Source organism: Saccharopolyspora sp. NPDC050642 (genome assembly GCF_040654735.1).
Taxonomy (GTDB): domain Bacteria; phylum Actinomycetota; class Actinomycetes; order Mycobacteriales; family Pseudonocardiaceae; genus Saccharopolyspora; species Saccharopolyspora elongata.
Map to the genome: position 1 here is coordinate 117,520 of NZ_JBFAIN010000020.1, position 19,365 is coordinate 136,884.

Annotated in this window: 18 protein-coding genes; 12 read left to right on the top strand and 6 right to left on the bottom strand. The window is 70.3% G+C overall.

All coding sequences use genetic code 11. From position 1 onward, the window contains the following. Window positions 1–61: 61 nt before the first annotated feature. The 3 genes from AB0H93_RS27330 to AB0H93_RS27340 form a co-directional block, all read right to left on the bottom strand. Window positions 62–934: a 1,4-dihydroxy-2-naphthoate polyprenyltransferase gene (locus AB0H93_RS27330; protein WP_358576149.1), complete on the bottom strand. Its 873-nt coding sequence runs from the start codon at window positions 932–934 to the stop codon at window positions 62–64. A 52-nt stretch (window positions 935–986) separates the two neighbouring features. Then, entirely contained in the window at window positions 987–2,177 is a 1,191-nt protein-coding gene (gene menE, locus AB0H93_RS27335) for an o-succinylbenzoate--CoA ligase (protein ID WP_358576150.1), read from the bottom strand. Between the two features lie 281 nt (window positions 2,178–2,458). After that, window positions 2,459–3,382, bottom strand: a complete 924-nt coding sequence (locus AB0H93_RS27340) for a 1,4-dihydroxy-2-naphthoyl-CoA synthase (RefSeq protein ID WP_132492376.1) — start codon at window positions 3,380–3,382, stop codon at window positions 2,459–2,461. 134 nt (window positions 3,383–3,516) lie between these two features. Here AB0H93_RS27340 and menD point away from each other — a divergent pair, with 134 nt between their 5' ends. The 3 genes from menD (at window position 3,517) to AB0H93_RS27355 (ending at window position 7,717) form a co-directional block, all read left to right on the top strand. Continuing rightward, on the top strand, window positions 3,517–5,187 hold the full coding sequence (menD, locus tag AB0H93_RS27345) for a 2-succinyl-5-enolpyruvyl-6-hydroxy-3-cyclohexene-1-carboxylic-acid synthase (protein ID WP_358576151.1): 1,671 nt from the start codon (window positions 3,517–3,519) through the stop codon (window positions 5,185–5,187). Window positions 5,188–5,227: 40 nt separating this feature from the next. Continuing rightward, on the top strand, window positions 5,228–5,848 hold the full coding sequence (locus AB0H93_RS27350) for a hypothetical protein (protein WP_358576153.1): 621 nt from the start codon (window positions 5,228–5,230) through the stop codon (window positions 5,846–5,848). A 369-nt stretch (window positions 5,849–6,217) separates the two neighbouring features. Continuing rightward, entirely contained in the window at window positions 6,218–7,717 is a 1,500-nt protein-coding gene (locus tag AB0H93_RS27355) for a M1 family metallopeptidase (protein WP_358576154.1), read from the top strand. A gap of 4 nt (window positions 7,718–7,721) precedes the next feature. Here the strand turns inward: AB0H93_RS27355 and AB0H93_RS27360 are convergent, their stop codons facing one another. After that, entirely contained in the window at window positions 7,722–9,020 is a 1,299-nt protein-coding gene (locus tag AB0H93_RS27360) for an isochorismate synthase (protein WP_358576156.1), read from the bottom strand. An 88-nt stretch (window positions 9,021–9,108) separates the two neighbouring features. Between AB0H93_RS27360 and AB0H93_RS27365 the strand changes: the two genes are divergently transcribed. From AB0H93_RS27365 to AB0H93_RS27375, 3 genes are all read left to right on the top strand, one after another. Then, complete coding sequence (locus AB0H93_RS27365) at window positions 9,109–9,606, top strand: DUF3592 domain-containing protein (protein WP_358576157.1); 498 nt, start codon at window positions 9,109–9,111, stop codon at window positions 9,604–9,606. A 176-nt stretch (window positions 9,607–9,782) separates the two neighbouring features. Continuing rightward, window positions 9,783–10,658, top strand: a complete 876-nt coding sequence (gene paaC, locus AB0H93_RS27370) for a 1,2-phenylacetyl-CoA epoxidase subunit PaaC (protein ID WP_358576158.1) — start codon at window positions 9,783–9,785, stop codon at window positions 10,656–10,658. Window positions 10,659–10,849: 191 nt separating this feature from the next. Continuing rightward, window positions 10,850–11,446, top strand: a complete 597-nt coding sequence (locus AB0H93_RS27375; RefSeq protein WP_358576159.1) for a hypothetical protein — start codon at window positions 10,850–10,852, stop codon at window positions 11,444–11,446. 3 nt (window positions 11,447–11,449) lie between these two features. On the opposite strand, the gene AB0H93_RS27380 is transcribed toward AB0H93_RS27375, so the two are convergent. Continuing rightward, window positions 11,450–12,310, bottom strand: a complete 861-nt coding sequence (locus AB0H93_RS27380; protein ID WP_358576160.1) for an inositol monophosphatase — start codon at window positions 12,308–12,310, stop codon at window positions 11,450–11,452. Between the two features lie 198 nt (window positions 12,311–12,508). Here AB0H93_RS27380 and AB0H93_RS27385 point away from each other — a divergent pair, with 198 nt between their 5' ends. From AB0H93_RS27385 to AB0H93_RS27395, 3 genes are all read left to right on the top strand, one after another. After that, window positions 12,509–13,633 carry a glycosyltransferase family 1 protein gene (locus AB0H93_RS27385; protein WP_358576161.1) on the top strand — a complete coding sequence of 375 codons (1,125 nt, stop codon included), beginning with the start codon at window positions 12,509–12,511 and terminating at the stop codon, window positions 13,631–13,633. 82 nt (window positions 13,634–13,715) lie between these two features. Further along, the gene (locus AB0H93_RS27390) at window positions 13,716–14,204 is read left to right on the top strand and encodes a GNAT family N-acetyltransferase (RefSeq protein WP_358576162.1); all 489 of its coding nucleotides are present in this window, start codon (window positions 13,716–13,718) and stop codon (window positions 14,202–14,204) included. A 104-nt stretch (window positions 14,205–14,308) separates the two neighbouring features. After that, on the top strand, window positions 14,309–14,998 hold the full coding sequence (locus AB0H93_RS27395) for a demethylmenaquinone methyltransferase (RefSeq protein ID WP_132492356.1): 690 nt from the start codon (window positions 14,309–14,311) through the stop codon (window positions 14,996–14,998). 12 nt (window positions 14,999–15,010) lie between these two features. Here AB0H93_RS27395 and AB0H93_RS27400 read toward each other — a convergent pair whose 3' ends face one another. Continuing rightward, window positions 15,011–15,934 carry a LysR family transcriptional regulator gene (locus AB0H93_RS27400; protein ID WP_358576163.1) on the bottom strand — a complete coding sequence of 308 codons (924 nt, stop codon included), beginning with the start codon at window positions 15,932–15,934 and terminating at the stop codon, window positions 15,011–15,013. Window positions 15,935–16,025: 91 nt separating this feature from the next. Between AB0H93_RS27400 and AB0H93_RS27405 the strand changes: the two genes are divergently transcribed. The 3 genes from AB0H93_RS27405 to AB0H93_RS27415 are packed head-to-tail and all read left to right on the top strand — an operon-like array spanning window position 16,026 to window position 18,890. Beyond that, window positions 16,026–17,297 (top strand): citrate:proton symporter, encoded by a 1,272-nt coding sequence (locus AB0H93_RS27405; RefSeq protein ID WP_358576164.1) that lies wholly within the window; start codon window positions 16,026–16,028, stop codon window positions 17,295–17,297. Continuing rightward, a complete protein-coding gene (locus AB0H93_RS27410) occupies window positions 17,297–18,604 on the top strand; it encodes an acyclic terpene utilization AtuA family protein (protein WP_358576165.1) in 1,308 nt (435 codons plus the stop codon). Before AB0H93_RS27405 ends, AB0H93_RS27410 begins: the two co-directional genes overlap by 1 nt. Beyond that, window positions 18,591–18,890 carry a hypothetical protein gene (locus tag AB0H93_RS27415; RefSeq protein ID WP_358576167.1) on the top strand — a complete coding sequence of 100 codons (300 nt, stop codon included), beginning with the start codon at window positions 18,591–18,593 and terminating at the stop codon, window positions 18,888–18,890. Before AB0H93_RS27410 ends, AB0H93_RS27415 begins: the two co-directional genes overlap by 14 nt. Window positions 18,891–19,365 lie beyond the last annotated feature (475 nt).

Genomic DNA, 19,365 nt, shown 5'->3' on the forward strand with positions numbered 1-19,365 from the left:
GAACAGGCCGTTCGCGCCACATCAGCCGGTTCGGGAACGAGCTCCCGAGCGACCGTCCGCGTCAGCCGATGGCGACGGCGACGCCGGTCAGGATCGCCCACGCCAGCATGGCGAAGCCCGTGTCGCGCAGCGCTGGGATCAGGGCGCGTCCCTGAGAGCCGCCTGCCACCGCGCGCAACGGCACGATGAGCAGCGGCAAGGCGAGGAAACCGAGCAACGCCCAGGAGTTCCGCAGCCCGATCAGGACCGTGATCAGGAACGGGACGAGCGTCAGCGCGACGTAGAGCGTGCGGGTGTCGCGATCGCCGAGCAGCACCGCGAGGGTGCGCTTGCCGGTGACGCGGTCGGACGGGATGTCGCGGAGGTTGTTGGCCACCAGGACCGCGCTGGACAGGGATCCGATGCCCACTGCGGCGCCGATGCCGGAGCCCGAGATCGTGTCGGACTGCACGTACATCGTGCCCAGCACCGCGACCAGGCCGAAGAAGATGAACACGGCGAGCTCGCCGAGACCCGCGTAGCCGTAAGGGCGTTTGCCGCCGGTGTAGTACCAGGCCCCGGCGATGCAGAGCGCGCCGACGGCCAGCAGCCACCAATGTCCACTTAGGATGACAACGCCGAGTCCGGCGACGGCCGCGAGCCCGAAGCAGGTCCAGGCCGCCGCGCGCACCGCGCTCGGCCTCGCCGAACCCGAACCGACCAGTCGGAACGGGCCGACCCGGTCGTCGTCGGTGCCGCGGATGCCGTCGGAGTAGTCGTTGGCGAAGTTGACCCCGATGATCAGCAGCATGGAGACGAGCAGCGCCAGGACCGCGGTCACGGGCTCGAACCCGTCGATCCCCGCCGCCGCGCCGGTGCCGGCGAGCACTGGTGCGATCGCATTCGGAAAGGTGCGGATGCGAGCGCCTTCGATCCATTGAGCGACAGTCGCCATGTGAGCCATCTTCGCGCACCCGCGAGGACCGTCGGCGAGAGCCTCCCCGGATTCAGGAAACGAGCAGTGCCGCCAGCGCGCGCCGATCCGGCTTCCCAGGCCCGCGCAGCGGCAGCTCGGGGAGGAAGGCGATGCGCTTCGGCGCGGCAGCCGCGCCGAGCCGCTCGCGCACCGTGGCCCGGAGCGCGTCCTCGGCCGGCGGGGCGGCCGGATCCGCGGGCACGACTGCGGCGACCACCGCCTGCCCCCATTCCTGGTCGGGCACGCCTAGCACGCACGCCTCGCGGACTCCTGGCTGTTCCGTGAGGACCCGCTCGACCGGCAGCGGTGCCACGTTGACCCCGCCGCTGATGATCATGTCGTCGGCGCGGCCCAGGACTTCCAGCCGGTCGTCGTGCCACCGGCCCAGGTCGCCGGTGTGGAACCAGCCGTCGGCGAACGCCGGCGCATCGGGCTGATGCCGATATCCCCTGGCCCGCATCGGTCCGGCCAGCAGGATCGGCCCGGTCGCCCCGTCGACGTGGACCTTCGCGACGTCCAGCGGCCGTCCGTCGTAGACGCAGCCGCCAGAGGTCTCGCTCATCCCGTACGTCGTGGTGACCCGCACGCCGGAGTCCTGGGCCCGGCGCAGCAAGGCCGGTGGTGTGGCGGCGCCGCCGAGCAGCACCGCGTCGAATTTCCGCAGCGCGGCAAGGCCATCCCCGCCCGCGTCGAGCAGCCGGGACAGCTGTGTTGGCACCAGGGCCGTGTAGTGCGGGCCATCTGTGGCGAGTACGTGCCGGGCCGCCGCCGCGAACTCGTCGGGGCGGAACCCGGCAGAGGTGTCGACGGCGTGCGGGTCGGTGCCCGCCAGCAGTGCCCGTACCAGGACCTGGATGCCAGCGACGTGGTGAGCGGGCATCGCCAGCAGCCAGTTGCCGGGGCCGCCGAGGCGGCGGTGGGTGGCTTCGGCGGAGGCGCGCAGCGCCGACGCCGGGAGCAGCACGCCCTTCGGGGTGCCGGTGGAGCCGGAGGTGGCTATGACCAGCGCCGTCGGGTCGTCGGGGTGGTCCTCGGCGGTGGTCAGCGGTGCGCCGTCGGCGAGGGCGGCGACGAGTCGGCGGGACTCCGGCGCGTCTCCGGCGGCGACCGGCAGCAGCGCCGGCCCGTCACCGTGCAGTGCCCGCGTCAGCGCAGGTAGCACGGCCAATGCCCCGGATCCGGGTGGCACGGGAAGTGGCTGCAGGTCGCGGGCGTTCGGCATCTGCCCATTGTCGGGGAGCACCGGCCTCGGGGTCCGCGCGGCCGCGGCGAGAACTTCGACACTCGATCACCTGTTCTAGCGATCAAGTGTTCGAATGATCGGCCGATGAAATTGGTACGCGCTTGGAAGGAGTCGAGGAAATGATGGTTCTGATCGTGCTGGTGTGCCCGGCCGACCTGCTGGCGGACCTCTTCGGCCGGTGGCCTGCGGGCGATGGTGGACGAGACCGGTTCCGCGCCGGAGCAAGCGGTGCGGGCCCGCCCGGAACCGGTCCCGGCGGCTCAGAAGTACCAGGGGAAGGCGGACCAGTCCGGGGTCCGCTTCTGCAGGAACGAGTCGCGCCCCTCGACGGCCTCGTCGGTCATGTAGGCGAGGCGGGTGGTCTCGCCGGCGAACAGCTGCTGGCCGACCAGTCCGTCGTCGATGGCGTTGAACGCGTACTTGAGCATGCGCTGCGCGGTCGGGGACTTGCCGTTGATCTCGCGGGACCACTGCAGCGCGGTGGCCTCCAGCTCGTCGTGCGGGACGACCGCGTTGACCATGCCCATCTGGTGCGCCTGCTCGGCCGTGTAGGGCCGCCCCAGGAAGAAGATCTCGCGGGCGAACTTCTGGCCGACCTGGCGGGCGAGGTAGGCAGAGCCGAAGCCGCCGTCGAAGCTGCCGACGTCGGCGTCGGTCTGCTTGAAGCGGGCGTGCTCGGCGCTGGCGAGCGTGAGATCGCACACGACGTGCAGGCTGTGCCCGCCGCCGGCGGCCCAGCCCGGCACGACCGCGATGACGATCTTCGGCATGAATCGGATCAGCCGCTGCACCTCGAGGATGTGCAGCCGCCCGGCGCGGGCCGGGTCGACCGTGTCGGAGGTCTCACCGTCGGCGTACTGGTACCCGGAACGGCCGCGGATCCGCTGATCACCGCCGGAGCAGAAGGCCCAGCCGCCGTCCTTGGTGGAGGGGCCGTTGCCGGTGATCAGCACGCAGCCGACGTCGCTGGTCATGCGCGCGTGGTCCAGGGCGCGGTACAGCTCGTCGACGGTGTGCGGGCGGAAGGCGTTCCGGACGTCCGGGCGGTCGAACGCGATGCGCACGGTGCCTTTCCCGGGGCCGTCCTCGACGCAGCGGTGATACGTGATGTCGGTGAAGTCGAAGCCCGCCACGGGCTCCCACAAAGCCGGATCGAACAGCTCAGAGACACGGGGATTCTGCACACCTGGGACAATAGGCGCAGCAGGCGTTCAGCGCGGGGGCCTCCCCGCAGCTGCCCGGCGCTTGCGCGAACGAGGGCGAGAGGGACCATGGCCCCCTCGGCCGGAGTTCGCAAGCGATGTTCAGAGGTGATCGGTTGAATCCGTCCACGGCCCAGGCTGAGGTCATCGTCGACGAGCTCGTCCGCAACGGGGTGCGGCAGGTGGTGCTCTCCCCGGGGTCCCGCAACGCACCTCTGTCTTACGCACTGTACCGAGCCGCGCACGCAGAGCGGTTACGACTGCACGTTCGCATCGACGAGCGCAGCGCGGGTTTTCTCGCGTTAGGACTGGCGTCGCAGACGCAGTCGCCGGTCGTGGTGGTCTGCACTTCCGGTACCGCAGCGACGAACCTGCATCCTGCGGTCAGTGAGGCATACCACTCGGGTGTCCCGCTGATCGTGCTGACCGCGGACCGGCCGCCGGAGCTGCGCGCGGCCGGTGCCAACCAGACCATCGATCAGCACCGGCTGTTCGGCGCCGAGGTCCGGATGTTCGACGAGCTCGCGGTCGCCGAGAGCCGACCGGGGCAGAACGCGTACTGGCGAAGCCAGATGTGCCGGGCCTGGCACGCCGCGGACGGCGGCGGGCGAGGCGGCCCGGTGCACCTGAACATCCCGTTCCGGGAGCCACTGGTGCCGGACGGGGACGAGCAGTGGTGCGAGTCGCTGGCCGGCCGCCCGGACGATGCACGGTGGACGGAGGTCTCCCAGCGAGGTCAGGCACCGAGCGAACTGTCCCGGGTGCGTGCTCGGCGCGGACTCGTGCTCGTCGCCGACTGGGGTGCCGAGAAAGCCGGCGAGTGGGGCGATCGGCACGGCTGGCCGGTGTTGGCGGAATCCGGTGGCGTGGGTGTCGGTGGCTCGGCGGCGATCAGCACCGGGATGTGGCTGCTGAACCTGCCCGAGTTCATGCAGGAGCACCGTCCCGAGCAGGTGCTGTGCGTCGGTCGCCCGACGGTTTTCCGGCAGGTCCAGCGATTGCTGGCGGATACCGGCGTGGAGGTGCTGCTCGCGCACGGAGGGGTGGACTGGGCGGCTCCGGCGCACAACTTGCGGGAGGTTGCGGAGACTTTCGGTGCCGCGCCGGGAGATGCCGATCCCGAGTGGCTCACCGCGTGGCAGCACGCCGACCAGAAGGCGTCCGAGGCACTGCACGCCGCACTCGACCTGGAGCGCTGGCCGAGCGGCGCCGCGGTGGCGCGCGAGGTCGTCGATGCGTTGCCGGAACAGGCGCTGTTGGTCCTGGGTTCGTCGAACCCGAGCCGCGATGTCGCGTTGGCCGCGCGGCAGCGGTCCGATGTGGTCGTGCACCGGAACCGGGGCGTGGCCGGCATCGACGGCACGGTGTCGACCGCGATCGGCGCCGCGGTCGCGCACGGCCAGCCGGCGTACGCGCTCCTGGGCGACCTGACTTTCCTGCACGACAGCAACGGATTGATGCTGGGGCCGTACGAACAGCGGCCGGACTTGACGATCGTCGTGCTCAACGACGACGGCGGCGGCATCTTCGCCTTGCTGGAACAGGGAAGCCCCGAGCACCAGGAGGCCTTCGAGCGGGTCTTCGCCACGCCGCACGGAACCGACATCGGCAAGCTCTGCGCGGCGCACGGTGTCGACCACGTGCTGGTGCGCGAGCGATCCGAGCTCACCGATGCCCTGCAGTGGCGGCCGGGCCTGCGCGTCGTCGAGGTGCGGGCGGATCGCACCGCGCTGCGTTCGGTGCACCAGCGCTTGCTGGCCGCAGTTCGCACGGCACTGCTCGGCTGACGGCAGGGCTTGCCTGCAGTTTGCGGGATATCGTGCCCGGGTGTCTGGTGGCGATCTCCTGAGGCTCTGGAAACGACGCTGGCCGCAGTGCCCTCCGCTGGCCCACGAGTTGAAGCACGCCTATCGGGATCGGTGGGTCCGGTTCCACAGCTTGCCGGGGTCGAAGCGGTATCCCGACACCGCCGACGAGTACAGGACCTTGCTCGACCGGTACAACACGATCCTGGACGAGTTGTTCACCGGTCACGAGGTCTACCTCATCACCTGTGACTGGTCGGATAGCCCTGAGCCGGGTGAACGGCCCGACGAGCAGGCGCGGTTGCAGCCCGACGCACGCCATTGGACCTCCGTGCGCAACAACCCGGACGAGACCGATCCCGACTTCGTCTCCTACACCCACCTGTTCGCCAGCCGGATCGTGTGGCGGCGCTGCGCTGTCGACGACCTGCTCCGTTCCGTTGCCGACGACGTCAGCGGAGGGGTCATGATCGCCGATTCGTCCCTGGAGCGGATTCACCATCCCTACGACGGCGGCTCGGACGTCCTGCTTCCCATCACCGCCGAACGTGACGTGCTCCGACACCGCTATGCGCGCTGGCTTTCCAGCCATCCGGAGGGTTCTGAGCGCGTCGTGAATCGTCGGTGTCCGCGCGACATGTGAAACCTGCGGTGGTCGGTTGTGCGGGCGGGCCCTGGGACATCGTCGCCCCAAGACGGAAGCTTCCGGGGCACCTAGCACGGCTGTTCCGGCTGCGCACCGGTGTTCTCACCGCTCGGGATTCGATCGCCCCTGCAGTCGGGGCGATCGCCGTCACACGTTCGTCGGGCGAGGCCGGGGCGACCGGTGTCGCTCGAAAGGTGGGTATTTATCCGCAGATCGGGGCGGTCGGTCGGCCGTCGCCGGTGCTCCCGCCGCATTCGTTCGCGGATTTTCGCTGCACTGTGGGAAAAACCTGTGATCCGAAAACATGCCTGGTCGATGGGAGCCTCCTTACTCTCCTAGCGACCATGATGTTCGAGGAGGTGGCAGGTGTTTCGACGACACGGCCTGCGAGCCACGGCGGCGGCGTGCTGCGCAACGGCTCTGCTCGCCACACCGGCGTTGGCCGGCAGTGACGGACCGGGGGCTCCCGGTGCGGGAGACGACTACTTCCCCGGTTACGGCAACGGTGGATACGACGTCTCGCACTACGACATCCAGCTGCGGTACCAGCCCGCGGACGACCATCTGCAGGGCACCACGACGATCGTCGCGAAGCCGACGCAGAACCTGACGGCGTTCAACCTGGACTTCGCGCTGCCCACCAAGTCGGTGCGGGTCAACGGCGCGCCCGCGCAGTTCGCGCAGGACGGCTCGGAGCTGACGGTGACGCCGTCGGAGGCGCTGCCCGAGGGGAGCCTCGCGACCTTCGTCGTCGAGTACGAGGGCGTGCCGTCGACGGTCGAGGTGGATGGCCTGAAGCCGTGGATCCGCACCTCCGACGGTGCGCTCGCGGTCGGCGAGCCGGAGATCGCCGCCTGGTGGTTCCCGAGCAACGACCACCCCAGGGACAAGGCGACCTTCGACGTCTCCGTCGCGGTGCCGGACGGCACCGAGGTGGTGTCCAACGGCGTGAACACCAAGACCGCCAGCCTCGCGGGCTGGACCACCTGGCAGTGGCGCACGACCAAGCCGACCGCCACCTACCTGGCGTTCATCGGCGTCGGGCAGTACGAGATCAGCACCAAGACCGGCGCGTTCGGGCAGCCGCTCGTCACCGCGTACTCCGACAACCTCGGCGAGTTCGCAGGCCCGGCGAAGGCCAGCGTCGAGCGCACCCCGGAGGTCGTGGAGTTCCTCACCGGGCTGCTCGGTGACTACCCGTTCGAGGCGCAGGGTGGCCTGGTCTCTTCGGAGGGGCTGAACTTCGCGCTGGAGAACCAGACCCGGCCGACCTACAGCCATCTGTTCTTCCGGAACGGGGCGAACACCTCGGTGGTCGTGCACGAGAACGCGCACCAGTGGTTCGGCGACTCGGTGTCGGTGGACACCTGGCGCAACATCTGGCTGAACGAGGGCTTCGCGTCCTACGCGGAGTGGTTCTGGTCGGAGGCGAAGGGCACCGGTACCGCGCAGGAGCTGTTCGACCACTACTACGCGTCCCACCCGGCCGACGACCCGTTCTGGCAGGTCCTGCCGGGCGAGCCCGGCGCAGAGGAAGTGTTCAGCGACGCGGTCTACGACCGGGGCGCGATGACCGTGCAGGCCCTGCGGAACGTGGTCGGTGATGAGGCCCTGCTCGACATCATCCGGACCTGGGTGTCGGAGAAGCGCTACTCCACCGGCACGATCGAGGAGTTCATCGCGCTCGCCGAGCAGCGCTCCGGCAAGCAGCTCGACGAGCTGTTCAACACCTGGTTGTTCACCAAGGGCAGGCCGCCGGTCGGCGAGGCGACGGGCGTGCCGGTGAGCGCGACCCGCGTTGCGGTGGCGCCGCCGAAGGCCGTGGCGGAGATCGACCGCACCCACGCCCTGCTGCACGACCACTGATTCGCTAGCGGACGCCTTCGAGGGCTTCGCGGACCGGGAGCAGCTTCGCTTCCGCCTCCGCGACCTCTTGGTCGGGGTCGGATTCGGGGACGATTCCGCACCCGGCGAACAGGCGGATCCTGCCGCCGCCGCGCTCGGCCTCGGTGCCGGGTGCGGCGGCGGTTTCCACTTGGGCGCAGCGAAGCGCCACGGCGAACTCGCCGTTGCCGCTGCCGTCCAGCCAGCCGACCGGACCCGCGTAGCGCCCCCGGTCCATCCCTTCCAGCTCGCTGATCGCTCGCACGGCGTCATCGGTCGGGGTTCCTCCGACCGCGGCCGTGGGATGCACCGCGGCGACCATGCGCAGCAGCGTTGCGGCGCCATCGCGAGTGCCGCTATCGCTGATCTTGCCTTCGACGTTCGTCGCGAGGTGCAGGACATTGCGCAGGCGGAGGACCTCCGGCTCGTTCTGCACCGTGAGGTCGCTGCAGAAGGGGCGGAGGCGAACCGCCAGCGACTCCGCCGCGTAGGCGTGTTCGCTGCGGTTCTTCGCGGAGGCCATCAACTCGGCGGCGAGCTGCTCGGTGGTGTGGCCTTCGCGCGGCCAAACCGTGCCGGCCAGCACCTGGGACCGCACCTCGTATCCCTCGCGTTCGAGCAGCAGCTCGGGAGTGGCGCCGACGAGGCCGTCCACTGCGAACGTCCAGCAGGTCGGGTACCGGGCGGCGAGGTTGTTCAGCAGGAACCGGGCGTCGAGCGGCTCGGAGGTGCTGGCCAGCAGGTCGTGGGCGAGCACGATCTTGTCCAGGTCGCCGGTTCGCCGCATGCGGTGCACGGCCTCGGCCACGGCCTGGCGGTAGCCGGTCGCGGACAGCTGCCCGTCGCTGTAGGACACCGTGCCGGGCGGGTGCACGGGCTCGACCGGCGGCTGTTCGGTGGAGCCGTCGCCGATCGTGGTGATCCAGCGCACGCCGTCCCGTTGCCCGATGACGACCTCGGGAACGATCAGCACCGAGTGCCCGGGGTCGTCGGCGAAGGCCAGGCTGGCGAACGCCACCGGACCGCAGCCGGGCAGCCCGACCGAGTCGTCGACCTCGAACTGGTGACAGAGCTCTCGCCACCAGTCGTCGGCCCGGTTGAAGCGGTCGGGACCGGCAACGTCCAGGCGGGCCGCGCAGCCCCAGCCGACGAGCCCGGAGCCGTCGCGGACCCAGCTGAGCACGGCGTCGCTCGGCAGGAGTTCCAGCAGGGGCCGGTCGTATCGGGGGTCGCCCGCTTCGAGCCTTCGGGTTCGCGCCGTCAGCAGCCTGGGTGTAGTCGCCACTCCTGGAGGGTATGCGTCGCTCGCCAACAGGTGGGCGGCACCGAAGGCATGCGCGTGGCCGTCGACGGGGTGCCTACAATCGGTCACCGTGGCGAGCGATGCGGTGGCGCAGAACGCGGCCGACTCGGTGACCGAGACCAGTACGGACGGTGACCAGCCGGTTGCGGTGCCGCCCCGTCGTCGGGGACGAGTGCGTGCGGCGCGAGGCGTGCTGGTGTTCGGCCTGCTGCTGACCGTGATGGGGCTGTCCATCGTTGGTGCGTGCTTCATCAACGACCGGACCATCGAGGAGTCCAAGGGCGAAGCGGTGGCCGAGGTGGTGGACACCTCGCTGACCCGGACCGTAGTGCGCTTCAACACAGATGAGGGCCGCGTCTACATCCCGCCGAACGGCGTGCTCTACCCGGCCGACTTGCAGGCCGGGCAGCTGGTCCGGGTCGAGTACGACTCGCGGAACCCGGATCTGGTGCGCGTGGCCGGCCGCAACATGACCCTTTCACTGCTGCCGGTGTCCAGCTCGCTCGCCGTGCTGTGGGCGGTGCTGCTGCCGGTGTACTGGCTGCTCCGGCGGCCGACCGCGCGGTGAGTCCTTGGGCCCTTGTGCCGCTGATCAGGCTTCCCTAATCCGGTCGGGTGGTGTGACACTGGTTTCCCCGCCGTAAGGGGGCTAGCGGCGGATTCGCACTACCGATGTGGGCCTGCTCGTGGGGGAAGCGGTCCGCTCGTGCCGACCGGCCGCTGGCCCGCGTCTGCGAGGTCGCCATGAACACTTCTGAAGTGCAGTCCAGTGCGTCGGATGTGCAGCAGTGGGTGCTCGGCGCACCTTCAATGTCCACTGTGGATCGCTCAGTTCCGGATGGTGTGTCCGCTCTGGACCTCGCGCAGTACTGCCTGATGCTCGGCGACGATGCGCTGGTCCTGTCGCACCGGTTGTCCGAGTGGGGAGTCCGTGCCCCGGAGCTGGAAGAGGCCGCGGCGCTCGGCGCAATTGCGCTCGATCTCTTGGGAGAAGCCAGGATCCTGCTGCACCGCGCGGGTGAGGTCGAAGGCGCAGGGCGGGGCGAGGACAGTCTCGCGTACTTCCGGACCGCCGCGGAGTTCCGCAACGTGCGGTTGGTCGAGATCGACTGCGGGCCTGGGCAGGACGGCGGCTTCTCGGCCACCGTCGCGCGACTGCTGCTGTACACCGCGTGGCGGGTGGCGGTGTTCGAACGGCTGATGCGGAGCCGGGACGCCGTGTTGGCCACCTTGGCCGCACGGTCCCTCGCGGGCCTGAGGAGGCACCGCGACCACGCCGCGCAGTGGGTCATCCGCCTCGGCGATGCGAACGCCGCCTCGGCGCGGCGCATGACGGGCGGGTTCCAGCGGGTGTGGCCGATGACCGGCGAGCTGTTCACGCCGCACCCGGTCGAGGCCCGGCTGGCGGATGCCGGCTGCGCGGTCGATCCGGCGGTGGTGCGCGGCGAGGTGAGCGAGGTGCTGGACGAGGTGCTCTCGGTGGCCCGCCTGGAGCGGCCGGACCCGACGGAGTTCGGCGGGTTCGTCCGGCCCGGCGGCCGCGACGGGGAGCACACCGGCGGCATGGAATTCCTGCTCGCCGACATGCAGTACCTGGCCAGATCCGCAGCGCAGCTCTGATCAGGCCCGAGAGCTGCGGCACAGGCGATCAGATTGAGTACTTTCCCCCAAGAACTCCGGGGCCTGGCAGGCGCAAAGTGATCTGGGGGGCGCTCGGGAACTTCGGTCCGGTCGACAACGTCGGACCGGTGACCGCGGGCGGGACACCGGTTCGGATGCCTCTTCGGCGAAGCGGAAGGACACAACTCGACATGGACGGAATCTGGGTGCAGGTGCTCGTCGCCTTGATCGCGGGAGCGTGCGGGGCTGGGGTGATGTCGGCCGTCTTCTGCGCCCGGAGGCGGAGAGCCAAGGCGACTGCCGGATCCGCTGTTGTGCCGCCCGCCACGCAGTCGGTCGCGTCCCCGTCGCCCCTGCCGGACAAGTGGCTGAACGAGGTCCAGCGGTGCGAGCAGGCGGTGTACCGAGCCGCTCGGGCCGTCGACGCGGTGTCCTCGACGCAGGCCCGGCACCAGTTGCAGACGGTGGTCCGGCGGATGGACGCGGAATTGCCGAACGTTCGGGCGCTTTCCGAGCTGGGGCGCGGCCTGGAGGGCAGCGAGTCGCGGGACGACGCCGTGGTGGGCCGGGTGCAGAGCCAGCTCGACGACGCCGTCGCCAGGTTCGGGATGGTCACCGATCACGTGCTGGAGGCGGTCGTGGAACTGGTCGCCGCCCCCGATCTCAGCCGGGTCCACGAGCAGGTGTTGGTGCTGCGCGATCAGTTCCCGCTGCTGCGGCCGATGTCGGCGGTGTTCGGTCCGCCCCCGGGTTCGGCTCCCGCCCGCGCGCTGATGACGGCCGCCTGACGATCAGCTCCGTTCGGTGGCCTGCCGCCACCAGTCGTGCACATCGGCGGCGACGCCGGGCGCGGCCACCAGCAGCCCGTCCAGTGGGAGCGCGGTCGTGCCGCCGCGGCGGTCCAGCACGGTGGCGCCGGATTCGGTGGCCAGCGCGAGCGCACCAGCGACGTCCCACTCCTCGTACGAGTCGAGGACCGCGGCGATCGCGTGGCCGAGTGCGACCTGGGTGATGGCCAGCGCCGGCGAGCCCAGCAGCCGGACCCCGACCTGGGCGCTCGCGGCGTTCGTGATGAACCGGTCCATGCCGCGCCACGGCCCGTTCTTGGTCAGCTCCGTGCACACGATGCCGCCGCGCGCTTCGCCTTGCACGGGCAACCGAACCGGGGTGCCGTTGGCGCGCATGCCGCGGCCGCGGGCCGCGGCGTAGATCTGCGTGCGGTAGGGATCGGCGACCACCCCGACGACCGGCCCGTGCTCGTCGAGCATGGCCAGGCTGTAGGCGCACCAGGGCAGGCCCGCCACGTAGTTGGCGGTGCCGTCGACCGGGTCGACCGACCAGCGGAACCGCGCGGAACCGGCGCGAGCGGCCCAGTGCTCTGCGACGGTGGTGGGCGCGGCGTCGAATTCCTCGCCGAACACCGGGATTCCGGGGAACTCGTCGGCGAGGATCCGGCGGGTGTGCCGTTCGAGGGTGCGGCCGGTGTCGGTGACCCAGTCGAACGGCGATTCGGTGGGCTCGGGGCGCGCTCCCCGGCCCGCGGTCGCGATGATCACGTCAGCGGCATCGTTCGCGAGTCGGCCGGCGACTTCGAACGCCCGCGAAACCAGGGCGGGGTCGATCTGCGCGGGCGGGGAGGGCAGGACCGTCATGCCGTCCCAGGCTCCGTGCGGTGGGTGACTGGAGCGCAACACTCAGGTGACCGGTTGTGGAGTTACAGGTCACGATTGCGAGTTGCCGCACGCGGCGAGTGGTCCGGTCGGCGAGTTGGCGTGCTCTTCGGTTGGCGTTGGCGGTGCCGTCACGTTGCGGTCGACTGTTCGCCGGTCCGGGCCGTCACGGTGTGCCGCGTGCGCATAGCGATCGTGACCGAGAGCTTCCTGCCGCAAATCAACGGGGTGACGAATTCCGTGCTGCGAGTGCTGGAGCACTTGCGGCGACGGGGTGATGCGGCGCTGGTGATCGCGCCGGGAGCGGGCCCGGAGGAGTACGCGGGTTTCCCGGTGATCCGGCTGCCCGCGATGGACCTGCCGCTGGTCTCATCGTTGCCGATCGGCTTCCCGACGCGCCGGTTGCTGCGCGGGTTGCAGGAATTCCGCCCGGATGTAGTGCATCTGGCGTCGCCGTTCATCGTCGGGGCGCGCGGCCTGGCTGCTGCCAGGCGGATCGGCGTCCCGACCGTTGCCGTTTACCAGACCGATGTCGCGGGCTTCGCCGAGTCGTACGGCCTGGGCCTGACCGCCCGCGCCGCGTGGCGCTGGATCCGCCGCCTGCACGGTGCCGCCGACCGGACGTTGGCCCCGTCGACGTGGGCCGTGGAAACGTTGCGGGAGCACGGAGTTCCGCGCGTTCACCGGTGGGGGCGGGGCGTGGACACCGACCGGTTCTCGCCGCATCGCCGGGATCCGGATCTGCACCGCGAGTTGGCGCCGAACGGCGAGCTGCTCGTCGGGTACGTCGGGCGGTTGGCGCCGGAGAAGCGCATCGAGCGGCTGGCGGCGCTGGGCGGAATGCCGGGCGTGCGGCTCGTCGTCGTGGGTGACGGTCCGGAACGCCAGAACCTCGGTGCGGCGCTGCCGGGTGCGGCTTTCCTCGGGCAGCGGACCGGCGACGAGCTGGCACGGATCTACGCGAGCCTGGACGTTTTCGTGCACACCGGGCCGCACGAGACGTTCTGCCAGGCGGTTCAGGAGGCGATGGCTTCGGGCGTGCCGGTTGTCGCCCCGGATGCCGGCGGGCCCCGGGATCTCGTCGACCACGGCCGCACGGGTTACCTGCTGCCGGCCGAAGATCCTGCTGTGCACGCGGATGCGCTGCGCGCCGCCGTCGCGGAGTTGCGCGATCCGGAGCTGCGGGCGGGGTTCGGCGAGGCAGCGCGTGTCGCCGTCGCTGGGCGGACTTGGCCCGCGCTGTGCCAGCAGCTGATCGGGCACTACTCCGAGGTTGCGACGCGCGTGGAGCCCTTGGCCGCCTGACGGGCCGGATCGTCGGCGAACCCATCGCCCGGTGCAATAAATCCGTTGCGCCACAACGCTTCTCCCGTTCATCATGAGTGTCGTGATCTCCGTGCGTCAGGTGGTCGACGGCGAGCTGGCCGCCTTGCGGGAGGTGCGACTGCGTGCGCTCGCGGCGGACCCCGTCGCGTTCGGATCCACTTTGGATGGTGAGCGGGCGCGGCCGATGGCGTTCTGGCGGGAGCGGCTCGCCCGCGGCCCGTGGTTCGTGGCCTGGGCTGGGCAGGAGGCCGTGGGTGTCGTCTCGGCGGTGCCGACGCCGACCCGGGCGGAGTACCGGCTCGAGGCGATGTGGGTCGACCGGGCGTGGCGGGGCGAGGGCGTCGCGGAAGTCCTGGTCGATGCGGTCTTGGCGTGGTCGCGGAGCAGGGGTGCGACCTCCGTGGCGTTGTGGGTCTTCGACGGGAACTCGGCTGCCCGGCGTTTCTACGAGCGCGTCGGATTCCGTCCGGTGGGGCGGCGGGAGCCGCACCCCGAGAAGACAGGGCAGTTCAGGGAGTGCCTGCGAATCGAGTTGCGGTCCGGTTCCTGAGCGTGGCCAGGCATCGAGGGAAGGGGGATGGAATAGGAATTCCGCAATGCGGACTACATGGGCGTGCTGGTGATCTCGCTGATCCCGCCACGTACTCTTCGGGTGTGTCTCGGGCCGGTTTGGACAAGAAGCCTCACGAGGTCGCCGCGATGTTCGACGGCGTCGCGCGCAGGTACGACCTGACCAACACGGTGCTGTCCTTCGGACAGGACCGGCGCTGGCGGGAAGTGACCCGGCGGGCTCTGGCTCCGAAGCCGGGCGAGCGGGTGCTCGACCTGGCGGCGGGCAGCGGCGTGTCGACGGTGGAGTTCGCCCGTTCCGGCGCGTGGTGCGTGGCCGCGGACTTCTCGCTGGGCATGCTGTCGGTCGGCCGGGATCGAGGCGTGCCGATGGTCGCGGCCGACGCGCTCCGGCTGCCGTTCGCCGACGAATCCTTCGACGCCGCGACGATCTCGTTCGGGCTGCGGAACCTGGTCGACACGGCCGCCGGCCTGCGGGAGATGCTGCGGGTGGTGCGTCCCGGCGGTCGGCTGGTGGTGTGCGAGTTCTCGACACCCACCTGGCAGCCGTTCCGGACGATCTACATGAACTACCTGATGCGGGCCCTGCCGCCGATCGCCCGAGCGGTGTCGTCCAACCCGGACGCCTACGTCTACCTCGCGGAGTCCATCCGCGAGTGGCCGGACCAGCGCGCGCTGGCGGAGCTGATCGCCGAGAGCGGCTGGAGCGGCGTGCAGTGGCGCAACCTCACCAGCGGTGTCGTCGCCGTCCACCGCGCGGTCAAGCCCTCCTGATCCCTCGCGGCTTCAGAGCCAGATCGTCTCCGGCGGCGCGGCCTCGGCTGAGTGCTGGCCCTGGCCGATCGCGGTCATGAACGCTTCCGATGCCGCGGCGAGCGGGCGGTGCGGGTCGCGGACCACGGCGATGCGGCGGCGGACTTCGGGGCCGCCGAGCGCCCGGTGTTCGAGCCCGGCGAACTGGACCAGCGGCAGCACCAACCCGGGCATCACCGCTACGCCGAGCCCGGCCGCCACCAGCCCCGCGACGGTGGTGATGTTCCGCGATTCCAGCACGACGTCCGGGCTCACCCGCGCGGCGGCGAAGGCGCGTTCGGCGTGCTGCCGGATGCTGCTGGTCGGGTCGAAGGCGATGTGCGGCTGGTCGGCGAGGTCCGCCCAGTCGAGCCGCTGGCGTTCGGAAAACCGGTGCGACGGCGGGAAAACGCAGCAGAACCGGTCGGTCGCGATCGGATGGACCTGCAGGTCCGGCAGCGGTTCGGGCACCACTGTGACGGCCAGGTCGACCGCGCCGCTACGGACCCGCTGCAGCACCTCGTCCGACATGCCGTCCTCAATGGACAGTTCGACCTCGGGGTGCGCCGCCCGGTAGGCGGAGGCCACGGGCGGCAGCAGGATCGCCGCCAGCGACGGCAGCGCCGCGATCCGCACCCGGCCGCGGCTGCCGGCCAGGAACCCCTCGAAGTGGTTGATCCCGGCGTCGAAGGACTCGACCACGCGCCGCGCCACCCGGCAGAACTCGCTGCCCTCCGGCGTGATGACCAGGTTCCGCGTGGTGCGTTCGAACAGCGTGATGCCGAGCTTGCGCTCCACCTCGCGGACGGTGCGGCTCATCGACGACTGCGCCAGGTGGAGCTGATCGCCGGCGAGCGTGAAGCTGCCGGCGTCGTGCACGGCGAGCACCAGCCGGAGCTGCTGAAGCGTCAGATCCATGCCCACAGCGCATTAATCTATCAGTAACCCTTGCTTGACGTGCATGAGCGACGCGGATCACAGTACGTCCGTTCGGCAACGGAGGTGCTGCATGCTCGCCGCGAGTGGGTTCCTGACCATCGGGGTCTTCCTGGCCCTGGTGCTGTCCCGACGCGTTTCGGTGCTCTTCGCACTGACCCTGGTGCCCATCGCCGCCGCGGTGGCGAGCGGCTTCGGCGGCCGGCTCGGCTCGCTGATCGCCGACGGCCTGATCACCGTCGCACCGGTGGCCATCATGATCACGTTCGCGGTGCTCTACTTCAGCCTGATGGTCGACGCCGGGCTGTTCGACCCGGCGGTGACCCGCATCCTGCGCTGGGCCAAGGGCGACCCGCTGAAGATCACGCTGGGCACGGCGCTGCTCACGCTGCTCGTCGCGCTCGACGGCGACGGCGCGTCGACGTTCCTCATCGCGGTGTCCGCGCTGCTGCCGATCTACCAGCGGTTGGGCATGCGGCGCATCGTGCTGGCGGGCGTGATCTGCCTGGCCGCGGGCGTGATGAACATGGTGCCGTGGGGTGGCCCCACGGCACGGGCGATGGCCGCGCTGAAGCTGGACAGCAGCCAGCTGTTCCTCCCGGTGCTCCCCGCGATGCTGGCCGGAATCCTCTGGGTGCTGCTGGCGGCCTACCTGATCGGCCGTGCGGAGCGGAAGCGGCTCGGCGTCATCGAGGTGGCGGTCGCGGACCGCGCCCGTCCGACCGGGGCCGACCGGGTGCGGTACTGGACCAACGCGGCCCTGACGCTGGTGCTCGTCGTGTGCCTGCTCGCCCAGCTCGCGGACCTGGAAGTGCTCTTCCTGCTGGCCTTCCTGGCGGCGCTGCTGATCAACCGGCCGTCCTGGCAGGGCCAGCAAGAACTGCTGACCAAGCACGCGTACAACGTGGTGCTGGTCGTCGCGGTGATCTTCGCCGCCGGAGTGTTCACCGGGATCATGACCGGCACCGGGATGATCAAGGCGATGGCCGAGAGCCTGGTGTCGGTCATCCCGGACTCCGCCGCCGGGCTGCTGCCGGTGGCGACCGCGATCACCAGCATGCCGTTCAGCCTGGTGTTCACCCCGGACGCGTACTACTACGGCGTGGTACCGGTGCTCGCCGAGACCACCGCGGCGCTCGGCGGCGATCCGGCCGCCATCGGGCGGGCCGCGATCCTCGGCCAGATGACCACCGGTTTCCCGCTCAGCCCGCTGACCGCCTCGACGTTCATCCTGCTCGGGATGAGCAAGGTCGACCTCGGCGACCACCAGCGGTTCATCTTCAAGTGGGCGTTCGGCACGACGCTGGTGATGACCGCGGTCGCGCTGGTCACGGGGGTGCTGTGATGCGCATCGGCAGCGGAGCCGGGTTCGCCGGCGACCGGATCGGACCGGCGGTGGACCTCGCGGCGCGGGCCGGCCTGGACGACCTGGTCCTGGAATGCCTGGCAGAACGCACCATCGCGCTCGGCCAGCAGCGGAAGCTGCGCGACCCGGCGGTCGGCTACGACCCGCGGTTGCGTGCGCGCTTCGAGCGGCTGCTGCCGATCGCCGGCGCGCACGGCGTGCGGGTGGTGACGAACATGGGCGCGGCGAATCCCTTGGCGGCGGGTGAGGTCACCCGTGACCTGCTGGTGGACCTGGGCGTGCGCGGCAAGATCGCAGTGGTCACCGGGGACGACGTGCTGGACCGGCTCGACCTGCGGCTTCCGGCGCTGGAGGACGGGGTCCCGCTCGCCGACCACGGCGCGGTCGTCTCCGCGAACGCCTACCTGGGCGCGGACGCGCTGCTTCCGGCGCTGGACACCGGGGCGAACGTGGTGCTGACCGGTCGGGTCGCTGATCCGTCGCTGTTCGTCGCGCCGCTGGCGCACCGGCTGGGCTGGGAGCTCGACGACTGGCCGCGGATCGCGGCGGGGACGCTCGTCGGGCACGTCCTGGAGTGCGCGGGGCAGGTGACCGGCGGCTACTTCGCCGACCCCGGGGTGAAGGACGTGCCGGACCTGGCGGAGCTGGGGTTCCCGTTCGCGGAAGTGGCATCGGACGGCACTGCGACCATCGGCAAGCTCGCGGGCACCGGAGGCGTCGTCTCCACGGCGACGGTGCGCGAGCAGCTGCTCTACGAGGTGACCGACCCGACCGGCTACCGCACTCCCGACGTGGTGCTGGACTTCCGCCCGGTGCGCGCGGAGCAGACCGGCGCCGACCGGGTCCGCATCAGCGGCGCCGCCGGTCAGGCCCGCCCGGCCGAGTTGAAGGTGAGCGTCGGCTACCGCGCCGGGTACCGAGCGGAGTGCGGCATCAGCTATGCGGGGCCGAACGCCGCCGGCCGGGCGCGGTTGGCAGCGGATGTGGTCACCACCAGGCTGCGCGGCACCGGACTGCGCATCAGAGCGGAAGTCCTCGGCGCGCTCGAGGACTCAGGCGAGCCGACGGATGAGTGCCGCCTGCGGGTGGCGGCGATGGCACCGGATCCGACGGCGGCCGACGTCGTGTGCCACGAGGTCGAAGCGCTCTACACGAACGGGCCGGCGGGCGGCGGCGGTGTTCGCGCCGAGGTCCGCGAGGTGATCGGCATCGTGTCGGCGCTCATTCCCCGGTCGGACGTCGAGACGCGGGTGACGGTGCTGGAGGCCGACGATGCTGCTGCATGAAATCGCCCATTGCCGGGCCGGCGACAAGGGGGACACCTCGACGCTGTCGCTGTTCCCCTATCGCGACGACGACTTCCTCCTCTTGGTCCGGGAGGTCACGGCGGAACGGGTCCGAGAACACCTCGCCGGTCACATCCGGGGCGAGGTGCTGCGCTACGAACTCCCGAACCTGTGCGGGCTGCAGTTCACCTGCCGTCAAGCGCTCGACGGCGGGGTGACTACATCGCTGGCCCTCGACACCCACGGAAAGTCCCTGAGTTCCCGTCTCCTGTCGCTGGTCCTCTGAGAAGGCGCATGGAGAGTGGCGACAAGCCTGTTTTCGCAGACGAACGGCCTGTTGATGAGCCTCCAAGGCGTTTAAAGGGGGGTGGTTGCAAGGGGTGTTTCGGGGGTGTGTAAATTTATCCAAGTCAGCGCGACACGGGCCGGGAAAACCGGGCCGAGCCTGACGCGGGGTCGCGAACCAAGCTCCCACGACTGAGTGGTAGAGTGGGCGAGCCCGAAAGGCAAGACTTGATAAAGCGAAACGCTTACGCGTGTTGATAACTGAAGAGCCAAGTGGTCCCGAAAGATAACGAATTGGGTCGGTTGAGAAAGCGAACCCCCCCGGTTTGACACGGGAAAACACGATGCTCTACAGTGGTAAACACGAAAGCGAAAACGAGGAAATGCTCCCCGGAGCTGCGGTCCTGATAAGGGGTCGGGGTGATGGTGTGGGTGTGTTCTTTGAGAACTCAACAGCGGACTGTTTTGGTTAGTGT